Below are 13899 nucleotides of genomic sequence, written 5' to 3' on the forward strand. Positions count from 1 at the left end.
CCACACCATGCGCAGCCTCGTCCAACGCCAGCAACGACACCACACCAGCCAGAACCCCCACACCCCCAAAAGCCCCCGCCAACTCCACACGACCCACACCCCCACCCACCGGGAACAGCACGACCCGAACGCCCCGCCCCTCCAGCCCCGCCACCACAGCCGACACCCACGCGTCCTCCATCAGCCCCGCAGGCACCACCACCAACCACGCACCCGACACAACCCCCGCCGACGACACCGACACCGGCTTCCACGACACCCGGTACTGCCAGTCGTTCAGCCGGGCCTCGTCACGCTGCCGACGGCGCCACGAGGAAAGCGTCGGCAGCGCCTCACTCAACGGCACGTCCGGCGAGACGCCCAGCACCGACGCCAGCGACTCCAGATCCCCGCTCTCCACAACCTCCCAGAACCGCTCGTCCGCAGGATCGTCCGCTCTCCTAGCCGTCGGGGCCGGCGCGTCCAGCCAGTAACGCCGCTGCTGGAAGGGGTAAGTAGGCAGGTCGGTGTGGTGGGCGCCGGTGCCGGCGAAGGCCTGCGACCAGTCCACGTCGACACCACGCGTCCACAGCTCACCGGCGGAGGTGAGGAAACGGTCCAGGCCACCGTCCTCACGCCGCAGCGTGCCGGTGACGACCGCTTCCTCGACCGTGTCCTGGATACCCATCGCCAGCACCGGATGCGCCGACACCTCGACGAAAACGGCATGATCCTGAGCGGCCAGAGCACGCACCGACTCCTCGAAGCGGACGGTCCGCCGCAGGTTCCGGTACCAGTAGCCGGCGTCCAGAGCCGTCGTGTCCGCCCAGTCACCGGTCACGGTGGAGAAGAACGGAATGCCGGACGGCTGCGGGCGCACCTCGGCCAGGACCCTGGCCAGCTCCCCCTCGATGCGCTCCACGTGCGAGGTGTGGGAGGCGTAGTCCACCGGGACCCGGCGGGCCCGGATCTCCTCCGCCTCACAGGACGCGATCAGCTCGTCCAGAGCCTGCGGCTCACCCGCCACGACGACCGACGTCGGCCCGTTCAGCGCGGCGATCTCGATACGGCCGTCCCAGGCGGTGATCCGGGCAGCCGCCGTCTCGGCATCCAAGGCCAGCGACACCATGCCGCCGTCACCGGCCAGACCGGCTGCGATCGCCTGCGACCGCAACGCCACCACCCGGGCACCATCCTGGAGCGAAAGAGCCCCGGCCACGCACGCAGCCGCTATCTCACCCTGCGAATGCCCCACCACCGCCGACGGCTCCACATCATAGGAGCGCCACAACGCCGCCAGCGACACCATCACCGCCCACGAAACCGGCTGGACCACATCCACCCGCTCCAACGACGGAGCGTCCGGGGCCCCCCGCAGCACGGCTTCGAGATCCCAGTCCACGAACTCCGCCAAAGCCCGCCCGCAATCAGCGATCGTGTCAGCGAATGCCGGCGCGGTGTCGAGGAGTTCGGCGCCCATACCGGCCCACTGCGAACCCTGACCGGGGAACACGAACACCGTCCGGCCACCAGAACCGACAGCCCCCGGGTTCACGTCACCCAGTCCCGCGAGGAGTTCCTCCCGATTGCGGCCCACCACAACAGCGCGGTGCTCCAGCTGCGACCGACCCGTCAGCAACGTCCAGCCCACGTTCACCGGCGAGACGTCGGCGCTGCTCTCGACGTGGGCCCGCAGCCTGACCGCCTGCTCACGCAGCGCATCCGCACTCCGGGCGGACAGCAACCACGGCACCGCCACCGGCTCCACCGGAACCGCCGGCCCAGCCCCCTCGACGGGCTCGGTCTCCGGGGCCTGCTCCAGGATGACGTGCGCGTTCGTACCGCTCACACCGAAGGAGGAGACACCGGCCCGACGCGGACGATCACCCGACCGCACCCACTCCCGCGCCTCCGTCAGCAGCTCCACCGCACCCGCCGACCAGTCGATCTTCGACGACGGCGTCTCCACATGGAGAGTCCGGGGCAGCGTGCCGTGCCGCATCGCCTCCACCATCTTGATCACACCCGCGACGCCCGCGGCGGCCTGCGCATGCCCGATGTTCGACTTCAAAGAACCGAGCCACAGGGGCCGGTCGCGGTCCTGCCCGTAGGTGGCGAGCAGCGCCTGCGCCTCGATCGGATCACCCAGCGTCGTCCCCGTACCGTGCGCCTCCACCGCGTCCACATCCGACGTCGCAAGCCGCGCGTTCACCAAGGCAGCCCGGATGACGCGCTGCTGCGAGGGACCGTTCGGAACGGTCAAGCCGCTGCTGGCACCGTCCTGGTTCACCGCCGAGCCGCGCACCACCGCCAGCACCGGACGCCCGTTGCGCCGCGCGTCCGACAACCGCTCCAGCAGCAGCATGCCCACACCCTCGGCCCAGCCCGTGCCGTCCGCGTCGTCGGAGAAGGACTTGCAGCGGCCGTCCGGCGACAGCCCGCGCTGCCGGCTGAACTCCACGAAGATGGTCGGGGACGCCATGATCGCGACGCCTCCGGCCAGGGCGAGCGTGCACTCGCCCTGGCGCAGGGACTGCACCGCCAGATGCAGCGCGACCAGCGAGGACGAGCACGCGGTGTCGACCGTCACCGCCGGGCCTTCGAGGCCGAAGGTGTAGGAGATGCGGCCGGAGGCGATACTGCCGGCACTGCCGTTGCCGACCTGGCCCTCGAAGCCTTCGGGAGCCTTGTGCATGCGGGCCGCGTAGTCGTTGTACATGACGCCCACGAAGACACCCGTACGGCTGCCCCGCAGGTGCTTCGGGTCGATGCCGGCGCGCTCCAGCGCCTCCCAGGAGGTCTCCAGGAGGAGCCGCTGCTGCGGGTCGGTCGCGAGCGCCTCGCGGGGGGACATGCCGAAGAACTCGGGGTCGAAGCCGGCGGCGTCGTGGAGGAAACCGCCCTCCCGGACATAACTCTTGCCCGCACGGTCCGGGTCCGGGTCGTACAGGTCCTCCACGTCCCAGCCGCGGTCGGCGGGGAATGCGGTGACCGCGTCGCCGCCCGAGGCCACCAGGTCCCAGAGGTGTTCGGGTGCGGTGATGCCGCCGGGGTAGCGGCAGCCCATGCCCACGATCGCGATGGGCTCGGAGTCCTTGGCCTCCAGTTCCTCGAGCCGGCGGCGGGCCTGGCGGAGGTCGGTGGTCGCCAGTTTGAGGTAGGAACGGAGTTTTTCCTCGTTGGACATGCGGCATCAGCTCCCCGTGACGTGCGTGCGATGGAAAACGGCCAGGCTGGCGGGCCGGTCGGTCAGGATTTCCTCAGCTCGTTCTCCAGGGCGCTGAACAGTTCGTCGTCGGTCGCCGACGCGAGGTCGTCGTTCTCGCCGTCGTCGTGGGACGGCCGGTCCGCGGTCGCGTCGCCCAGCCGCGCGACGAGGGACTTCATCCGCACCATCACTTCCATGCGCTTGACCTCGTCTGCGGCGAGCGCGTCCAACAGGTTCTCCAACCTGTCGAGTTCCTCGGACACGGTGGCCGCCGCCCGTGTCGCGTCGCCGGCTGTGCCGAGCGGGAGCTCAGCATCGAGGTGGGCCGCGAGGGCCTCGGGGTTCGGGTAGTCGAAGACGAGGGTGACGGGCAGGCGCAGGCCGGTCGCCGTGGCCAGGCGGTTGCGGAACTCCACCGCCATGAGCGAGTCGAAGCCGAGCTCCACGAATCCACGGATCGGATCCACGGCGGAGATCGTCGTGTGGCCGAGGATAGCGGCAGCCTGCGTGCGCACCAACTCCATGAGTATCTTGCGGCGTTCGGGCGCGTCGAGCGCGGCGAGCCGGTGCTTGAACGCCGTCTCGTTCTCCGCCGTCGCGGTTCCGGCCGCCGCGGTGCGCCGGGCGGGGACGCGGACCAGGTCACGCATCATCACCGGCACGGCGTCCGGCGTGGTGGGGCGGTCGAGGGCGGCGCGGTCGAACCGGATGGGCAGCAGCGCGGCCTGGTCCGAGCGCTGCGCGGTGTCGAGGAGTTCGAGCGCCTCGCCGGTGGGCAGCGGACTCATGCCGGCGCGGGTGAGGCGACGGACGTCCGTCTCGGTGAGCCCGTCGGTCAGGCCGGTGACCTGGGCCCAGAATCCCCAGCCCAGCGACAAGCCGGGCAGGCCCTGGGTGTGCCGGGCCGCCGCGAGCGCGTCGAGGAAGGCGTTGGCCGCCGCGTAGTTGGCCTGGCCGAGGCTGCCGAAGGCGGCGGAGGCCGAGGAGAACAGCACGAACGCCGACAGGTCCAGGCCACGGGTCAGCTCGTGCAGGTTCCAGGCGCCGTCGAGCTTGGGACGCAGCACCGTCTCCAGCCGTTCCGGGGTCAGGGACGACACCACTCCGTCGTCCAGCACACCCGCCGTATGCACCACACCCGTCAACGGGAAGTCGGCCGGAATCCCCTCCAGCACCTCCGCCAGCGCGGCACAGTCGGCGACGTCACACGCCACCACCGACACCTCGGCACCCGCACCGACCAGCTCGTCCCGCAACTCCACCGCACCCGCGGCCCCAAGCCCGCTACGGCTCAGCAGCAACAACCGCCGCACCCCGTGCACCCGCACGAGATGCCGGGCCACCAGACCGCCCAGGGTGCCCGTCGCGCCGGTCACCAGGACCGTGCCCGCGCCCCAGTCCGGTCCTTGCGGCGCCGCCGTGGTCTCGCGGAGCGGCCGGAGGCGCGGGACGCTCACCTCGCCGGAACGCACCACGAGCTGCGGCTCGTCCCGTTCCACCGCCCACTCCAGAGCACCGGGCAACACCTGCCACGACACCGGCGCACCATCGGTGTCCACCAGCACGAACCGCCCCGGATTCTCCGTCTGGGCCGACCGCAGCAACCCCCACACCGCGGCCCCACCCAGATCAGCGACACCCTCCTCAGGACCAGCCGCCACCGCCCCACACGTCACCAGCACCAACCGCGACGACAGGAACCGCTCGTCCGCCAGCCACTCCCGCACCAGCTCAAGGGCGCGGGTCAGCGTGCCGCGTACGGTCTCGGGCGTGTCGCCCGGCTCCGAGGTGCCGTCGGCCAGCACGAACGGCGGCAGGGTGTCGCCGTCGGCGAGGGAGGTCAGGTCCGCGAAGGGCTTGACGGCGAGATCGGCGGCCTCGGCGAGCGCGTCGGCCGCGCCCAGGGTGTCGCCGCCGACGATGGACCAGGTCGCGGGCCGGTGCGCGGTGGCGCTCAGGTCGCGGGCCGTCCAGGCGACGTGGAACAGGGAGTCGTGCGCCCGGTCCCGGGCGCGGGCCGTCTCCCGCAGTCGGCCGGTGTCGACGGGGCGCATGACCAGGTCGCCCACGGTGGCCACGGGGCGGCCTGCGCCGTCGGCCAGGCGCAGGGTGACGGCGTCGGTGCCGGCCGCCGGGGTGACCGCGACCCGCAGGGCCGTCGCACCGGTGGCGTGCAGGGTGACCGCGCGCCAGGCGAAGGGCAGCCTGGGCTGCGGTGCGGTGTCGGAGCGGTCCGCGGCCCGCCGCAGGATGCCGAGCCCCACGGCGTGCAGGGCGGCGTCGAGCAGCGCCGGGTGCAGGCCGTGGCGGTCGGCGTCGGTGGGCCGGTCCTGGTCCAGTGCGACCTCGGCGAATGTCTCGTCGCCGCGCCGCCAGGCCGTGCGCAGGCCCTGGAACAGGGGGCCGTAGTGGTATCCGGCGGCGGCGAAGTCGTCGTAGACGTCGGCGCAGTCGACCGGGGTGGCGCCGGCCGGGGGCCAGACCGTCAGGTCCCAGTCCGGGATGCCGGCGTCGGCGGCCAGGACGCCGGTGGCGTGGCAGGTCCAGGCAGCGGCGTCCGCGGCGGAGCCCGGTGTGCCGTCCGGCCGGGAGTGGATGCTCAGCTCGCGCCGGCCGAGCTCGTCGGCCGCGCCGACGCCGACGCGCAGGGCCACCGCGGTCGTGCCGGGCAGGATCAGCGGGGCGTGGAGCGTCAGTTCCTCCAGGAGTCCGCAGTCGACCTCGTCGCCGGCCCGGGTGGCCAGTTCGACGAAGGCGGCGCCCGGAAGGAGGACGACGTCACCGACGGCGTGCTCCGCGAGCCACGGCTGCTCGGCCGGCGACAGGCGGCCGGTGAGGACGGCGCCGCCGTCGGGCAGGTCCAGGGCCGTTCCGAGCAGGGGATGGTCGGCGGCGGTGAGACCGAGGCGCGGCAGCGCTCCGGTGGCGCCGGCGCCGCTGTCCAGCCAGTAGCGGTGCCGCCGGAAGGCGTACGTCGGCAGTTCCACGCGGCCGGCGCCGGTCCCGGCGAAGACGCGCGCCCAGTCCACGTGCACGCCCTGGACCCACACCTCGGCCAGAGAGGTCACCATCCGGTCGAGTCCGCCGTCGTCGCGGCGCAGGGTGCTCACCACGGCGGGCGTGGTGGCGCGTTCCCGGCTCTCGAGTGTCTCCAGGACGCCCATGGTGAGAATGGGATGGGGGCTCACCTCGACGAACACGTCGTGTCCCGCGGCGTCCAGGGCGCGGACGGTCTCCTCGAACCGCACCGGGGCCCGCAGGTTTCGGTACCAGTAGCCCGTGTCGAGTGCGGCGGTGTCCAGCGGGGCGGCGGTCACGGTGGAGTAGAACGGCACCTCGGCGGGCCGCTGTTCGACGCCGGCGAGGATCTCCGCCAGCTGGGGCTCGAGCGGCTCGACGTGGGCGGAGTGGGCGGAGAAGTCGACGCCGGGCACGTTCCACCGCATGACACCGGCCTGGGCGAGGAGGAGGCCGAGTTCCCCCAGGGCGTCCGGGTCGCCGGAGACGACCACGGTGTTCGGGCCGTTGACCGCGGCGATCGATATCCGGTCGCCGAAGGGCTCGGTGCGTTCGCGCACCCACTCCTCGGAGGCGACGATCGACAGCATGCCGCCGGTGCCGGCCAGCGCCCGCAGGGCGCGGCTGCGCAGCGCGACGACGCGGATGGCGTCCTCCAGGGACAGCACGCCGGCCACGCACGCGGCGGCCACCTCGCCCTGGGAGTGCCCCACGACGGCCGCCGGTTCGATGCCGTACGAACGCCACACCTCGGTCAGGGAGACCATCATCGCGAAGAGCGCGGGCTGGACGACGTCCACCCGGGCCAGGGCCTCCTCGTCGCCGAGCGCGTCGCGCAGCTTCCAGTCGACCAGGTCGCCCAGGAGGCGCGCGCACTCGTCCATGCGGGCCGCGAAGACGGGGGAGGCGTCCCACAGTTCGCGGGCCATGCCGGCCCACTGTGATCCCTGGCCCGGGAAGACGAACACGACCCGGCCGGCGCCGCCGGCCCCGGCCGGTCCCGACAGCACGCCCGGGGCTTCCTCGCCGCGCGCCAGCGCCCGCAGACCGCTGATGAGCCGGGCGGTCGAGTCACCCGTCACCACCGCGCGGTCCTCGAGGGAGGCACGGCCGGTGGCGAGCGACCAGCCGACGTCGGCGGGGGACGGTTCGGGGAGTGCTTCGAGGTGCGCGAGCAGGCGGCCGGCCTGGGCGCGCAGGGCGTCGGCGCCGCGTGCGGAGAGCACCCAGGGCACGAGGGACGGCGCCACCGGTCCGGCGGCCGCGGCGGGCTCCGACTCCCCCGTCCCCTCCCGCTGCTCCGGCTGCTCCGGCGGGGCCTGTTCCAGGATGACGTGGGCGTTGGTGCCGCTCACGCCGAACGAGGAGACCCCCGCCCGGCGCGGCCGGTCGTCCGCCCTCGGCCACTCGCGTGCCTCGGTCAGCAGCTCCACCTCGCCCGCCGACCAGTCCACCTTGGACGACGGCTCGGTGACGTGCAGGGTCCTCGGCAGCACCCCGTGGTGCATGGCCAGGACCATCTTGATGACGCCGGCGGCGCCCGCGGCGGCCTGCGTGTGACCGATGTTGGACTTCAGCGAGCCCAGCAGCAGCGGCCGCCCCTCGGGGCGCACCTGCCCGTAGGTGGCCAGCAGCGCCTCCGCCTCGATCGGGTCGCCCAGGGACGTGCCGGTGCCGTGGGCCTCCACGGCGTCGACGTCCGCCGGCGAGATCCGCGCGTCGGCGAGGGCGGCGCGGATGACGCGCTGCTGGGAGGGCCCGTTGGGGGCGGTGAGGCCGTTGCTGGCCCCGTCCTGGTTGACGGCCGAGCCGCGTACGACCGCCAGTACCGGGTGCCCGTTGCGGCGCGCGTCGGACAGCCGCTCCAGCAGGAGGACGCCGACGCCCTCGCCCCAGCCCATGCCGTCGGCGTCGTCGGAGAACGCCTTGGAACGCCCGTCCGCCGCCAGGCCCCGCTGCCGGCTGAACTCCACGAACGCGACCGGCGTGGACATCACGGACACGCCGCCGGCGACCGCCATGGAGCACTCCCGGCGGCGCAGCGCGTGCACCGCCTGGTGCAGGGCGACCAGCGACGACGAGCACGCCGTGTCCACCGTCACCGCCGGCCCTTCCAGGCCCAGGAAGTACGACAGCCGGCCGGAGAGAACCGCGCCGGAACCGCCGGTGACGACGTAACCGGCGACGTCGTCGGTCACGCTTCCCGCGGCCGGGCCGTAGTGGGAGGGGGCGCCGCCGACGAACACGCCCGTCTGGCTGCCCTTGAGCGACGACGGGTCGATGCCGGCCCGCTCGATCAGCCCCCAGCACGCCTCCAGGAACAGCCGCTGCTGCGGGTCCATCGCCAGCGCCTCGCGCGGTGCGATCCCGAAGAAGCCCGCGTCGAAGTCGGCGGCGTCACGGACGAAGCTGCCCTCGTTGACGTACGTCGTGCCCGTACGGCCCGACGTGCCGTCGGGGTCGTAGAGGTGGTCGATGTCCCAGCCGCGGTCGCCGGGGAACGCCGAGACGGTGTCCACACCGTCCACGAGCAGCCTCCACAGCTCCTCCGGCGAGTCGGCGCCCCCGCCGAACCGGCAGTTGACGGCCACGACGGCGATCGGCTCGCGCTCCGCGTCCTCGTGCTCCTGCAGACGGGCGCGCGTCTTGTGCAGATCAGTGGTGACCCACTTGAGATATTCGCGGAGTTTTTCCTCGTTCGCGGTCATGACTTACCGAACTCCCGGTTGATGAAGTCGAATATCTCGTTGTCGCTCGCCGCGCCGAGCTGTTCCTCGACGCCCGTGTCCGCCGCCCGGTCCCCCGCGGCGCCGCCCGCCGGGACGCTCTCCGGGGTGCCGCCCAGCCGCGACAGCAGCACGCTCAGCCGCGAGGTGAGCGTGGTCCGCAGGTCCTCGTCCGACGGGGACAGCGAGATCACCGCCGCCTCCAGGCGGTCCAGCTCCGTGAGCGCGGACCCGGAGCCGCCGCCGTCGGCGCCGGCCAGCCGGTCCCGCAGGTGCCCCGCCAGGTCGGCCGGAGTGGGGTGGTCGAAGACCAGCGCGGTGGACAGCCGCAACCCGGTGGCCTTCTGCAGCCGGTTGCGCAACTCGACCGCGGTCAGCGAGTCGAAGCCCAGCTCCTTGAACGCCCGCTCCTCGCCCACGCCGTCGACGCCGTCGTGCCGCAGCACGGCCGCCGCCTGGGAACGGACCAGGTCGAGCAGGGTGCGATCGCGTTCCACCGCTGTCATCCCCGCGAGCCGCTCGGCCAGCGCCGCACCTGTCCCGTCGGCACCACCGGCACCGTCCGCGGACCCGTCCCGCGCACTCCCCTCCAGCGCCTGCCGGGCCTCCGGCAGGTCGTCGAGCAGCGGCCGGGGGCGGGCCGCGGCGAACTGCGGAGCGAACCTCGCCCAGTCCACGTCCGCGACCACCGTGCAGGTCTCGTCACGGTCCAGGGCCTGCTGAAGCGCCTCCAGCGCCAACTCCGGGTCCATCGCCAGCACTCCGCGCCGACTCATGTGCTCCTCTGCCCCGTTGTCCGTCAGCATCCCCGACTCCGCCCAAGCTCCCCAGGCGACCGATGTCGCCGGAAGACCGAGGGAGCGGCGCCGCTGCGCGAGCGCGTCGAGGTGCGCGTTGGCCGCGCCGTAGGCGCCCTGGCCACCCGCGCCCCAGACGCCGGCACTCGACGAGAACAGAACGAAGGCGTCCAGATCGTCGTCCGCCAGCAACTCGTCCAGATGGACAGCGCCGGTCACCTTCCCCGACGCCACCTCGGACAGCACGGTGAGATCCGTCTCGGCGAGACTCGCGTACGGCGCCACACCGGCCGTGTGCACCACGGAACGCACCGGCGCCCCGTCCGCCCGCAGCCGCTCCAGCAGTTCCGCGAGCGCCGCGCGGTCCGTGACGTCGCAGGCCGCGACCGTCACCCGCGCGCCGATCCCGGCCAGCTCCGCACGAAGCTCCTCGGCACCCGGCGCCCGCGCACCGCGCCGACTGACCAGCACGAGATGCTCGGCTCCCCGGCACGCCAGCCAACGGGCAACTCGCCCGCCCAGCGCACCAGTTCCCCCGGTGATCAAGACCGTACCCTGCGGCTTCCACTCTCGTACAGCACCATTTCCGGTGACCGGCGCACGTCGCAGTCGCCTCGCGAACACGCCGTCGGCACGCACCGCGAGCTGGTCCTCCGCGCCGCCCGCGGCCGCCGCCAGCACCCCGCGCAGCCGTGCGAGCGCACGGTCCTCGGGCGCCTGCGGCAGATCGATCAGGCCGCCCCACCGCTGCGGATGCTCCAGGCCGACGGCCCGGCCCAGGCCCCAGACCTGCGCCTGGACCTCACGGACCACCGTCCGGTCCGACTCCCCGGCCGACACCGCACCGCGCGTGGCCAGCCACAGCGGCGCGTCCACGCCGGCATCACCCAGCGCCTGCACCAGCTGAAGGCTGCCGGCGACACCCAGGGGCACCTCCGGGTGCCGCGGGTGCGGCGCCTCGTCCAGGGCGAGCAGCGACAGTACGCCGTCGACGGCGCCCACTTCCCTTACGCGGTCGCCGAGTTGCTCGCGCTTCCCGTCCGCCGCGTCCCAGGTGAGGGGAATCACCGTCTCGCCGCCTTCGGTCAGCGCCCGCCGAGCAGCGCCCACCCAGGTGTCCTCGTCGGCCCCCGCGGGCACCACCAGCAGCCAGGTTCCGCCCGTGGCAGCCGCCTCCGGCCGCTCCGGAACCCTCTTCCAGGCGACGCCGTAGCGCCACCGGTCCAGTCGGGCCTCGTCGCGCCGCTGCCGGCGCCACGAGGAGAGCGTCGGCAGCGCCTCGCTCAACGGCACGTCCGGCGAGACGCCCAGCACCGACGCCAGCGACTCCAGATCCCCGCTCTCCACAACCTCCCAGAACCGCTCGTCCGCAGGATCGTCCGCTCTCCTAGCCGTCAGGGCCGGCGCGTCCAGCCAGTAACGCCGCTGCTGGAAGGGGTAAGTGGGCAGGTCGGTGTGGTGGGCGCCGGTGCCGGTGAAGGCCTGCGTCCAGTCCACGTCGATGCCGTGCGTCCACAGCTCACCGGCGGAGGTGAGGAAGCGGTCCAGGCCGCCGTCCTCACGGCGCAGCGTGCCGGTGACGACCGCTTCCTCGGCGGTGTCCTGGATGCTCATCGCCAGGACGGGGTGCGCCGACACCTCGACGAACACGGCATGATCCTGAGCGGCCAGAGCACGCACCGACTCCTCGAAGCGGACGGTCCGCCGCAGGTTCCGGTACCAGTAACCCGCGTCCAGAGCCGTCGTGTCCGCCCAGTCACCGATCACGGTGGAGAAGAACGGAATGCCGGACGGCTGCGGGCGCACCTCGGCCAGCACGTCGGCCAGCTTCTCCTCGATGCGCTCCACGTGCGAGGTGTGGGAGGCGTAGTCCACCGGGATCTGGCGGGCCCGGATCTCCTCCGCCTCACAGGACGCGATCAGCTCGTCCAGGGCCTGCGGCTCACCGGCGACGACGACCGACGTCGGCCCGTTGAGCGCGGCGATCTCGATACGGCCGTCCCAGGCGGTGATCCGTGCGGCCGCCGTCTCGGCGTCCAGGGCCAGGGAGACCATGCCGCCGTGACCGGCCAGACCGGCTGCGATCGCCTGCGACCGCAACGCCACCACACGGGCACCATCACGCAGCGAAAGAGCCCCGGCCACGCACGCAGCCGCTATCTCACCCTGCGAATGCCCCACCACCGCCGACGGCTCCACACCATAGGAGCGCCACAACGCCGCCAGCGACACCATCACCGCCCACGAAACCGGCTGCACCACATCCACCCGCTCCAACGACGGAGCACCCGTCGCCCCCCGCAGCACGGCTTCAAGGTCCCAGTCCACGAACTCCGCCAGCGCCTCGCCGCATTCAGCGATCGTGTCAGCGAATGCCGGCGCGGTGTCGAGAAGTTCCGCGCCCATACCGGCCCACTGCGAGCCCTGACCGGGGAACACGAACACCGTCCGGCCACCAGAACCGACAGTCCCCGGGTTCACGTCGCCCAGAGAAGTGATCAGCTCGTCACGGCTCTTCCCGACGACGACAGCCCGGTGCTCGAACTGCGCCCGGTTCGCCAGGGTCCAGCCGACGTTCACCGGCGACAGGTCGACGCCGCTCTCGACGTGGGCCCGCAGCCTGGCCGCCTGCTCACGCAGCGCATCCGCACTCCGGGCGGACAGCAACCACGGCACCGCCACCGGCTCCACCGGCTCCACCGGCTCCACCGGCCCAGCCTCCTCGACGGGCTCGGTCTCCGGAGCCTGCTCCAGGATGACGTGCGCGTTCGTACCGCTCACACCGAACGACGACACCCCCGCCCGACGCGGACGATCACCCGACCGCACCCACTCCCGCGCCTCGGTCAGCAGCTCCACCGCACCCGCCGACCAGTCGATCTTCGACGACGGCGTCTCCGCATGGAGAGTCCGGGGCAGCACACCGTGCCGCATCGCCTCCACCATCTTGATCACACCCGCGACCCCCGCAGCGGCCTGCGCGTGCCCGATGTTCGACTTCAACGACCCCAGCCACAACGGCTCTTCGCGATCCTGACCGTAGGTGGCGAGCAAAGCCTGCGCCTCGATCGGGTCACCCAGCGTCGTCCCCGTGCCATGCGCCTCCACCGCGTCCACATCGGACGCGGCGAGACCCGCACTCGCCAGGGCAGCCCGGATCACCCGCTGCTGCGACGGACCATTGGGGGCGGTGAGGCCGTTGCTGGCCCCGTCCTGGTTCACCGCCGAGCCACGCACCACCGCCAGCACCGGATGCCCGTTACGCCGCGCGTCCGACAACCGCTCCAGCAGCAGCATGCCCACACCCTCGGCCCAGCCCGTGCCGTCGGCCTCGTCGGAGAAGGACTTGCAGCGGCCGTCCGGCGACAGCCCGCGCTGCCGGCTGAACTCCACGAACGTCCTCGGGGTCGACATCACCGTCACCCCGCCCGCCAGGGCCAGGGTGCACTCGCCGTTGCGCAGCGCCTGCGCCGCCAGATGCAGCGCGACCAGCGACGACGAACACGCCGTGTCCACCGTCACCGCCGGGCCTTCGAGGCCGAAGGTGTACGAGACACGCCCCGAGGCGACACTGCCGGCACTGCCATTGCCGAGATAGCCCTCGAACCCCTCCGGCACAGCCTCCAGCCGCGACCCGTAGTCGTTGTACATCACGCCCGCGAAGACACCCGTACGACTGCCCCGCACCGCGGCCGGATCAATACCGGCCCGCTCGAACGCCTCCCACGACGTCTCCAGAAGCAAACGCTGCTGCGGATCCATCGCCAACGCCTCACGCGGCGATATCCCGAAGAACTCGGGGTCGAAGTCGGCGGCGTCATGCAGGAAGCCGCCCTCCCGGACATAGCTCTTACCCGCACGGTCCGGATCCCGGTCGTACAGATCCTCCACGTCCCAACCGCGATCCACGGGGAATCCGTCGATGCCCTCGCGGCCGTCGGCCACCATCCGCCACAGGTCTTCGGCGGAGCGCACTCCGCCCGGGTACCGGCAGCCGATCCCCACGATCACGATCGGATCGCCGTGCGGGTCCAAGCCCTGGGGTACCGGCGTGAGGGCGGTGCTCTCGGACTGGTCGTCCGTGCCGAAGAGTTCGTCGTGGAGATGCCTCGCCAGAGCCAACGGCGTCGGGTGGTCGAAGACAAGAGTGGCCGGCAACCGCAGACCCGTC

Annotated in this window: 1 protein-coding gene and 1 pseudogene; both read right to left on the reverse strand. The window is 72.6% G+C overall.

What is annotated here, in order from left to right; genetic code table 11:
• Window positions 1-3166: type I polyketide synthase (locus ACH5A8_RS34480; protein ID WP_399007942.1), on the reverse strand; the 3166-nt coding region annotated here is incomplete at its 3' end.
• Window positions 3167-3228: 62 nt separating this feature from the next.
• Window positions 3229-13899, reverse strand: a pseudogene (locus tag ACH5A8_RS34485) (SDR family NAD(P)-dependent oxidoreductase); the annotation flags it as partial.

The organism is Streptomyces sp. NPDC018610, from assembly GCF_044391765.1.
Taxonomy (GTDB): domain Bacteria; phylum Actinomycetota; class Actinomycetes; order Streptomycetales; family Streptomycetaceae; genus Streptomyces.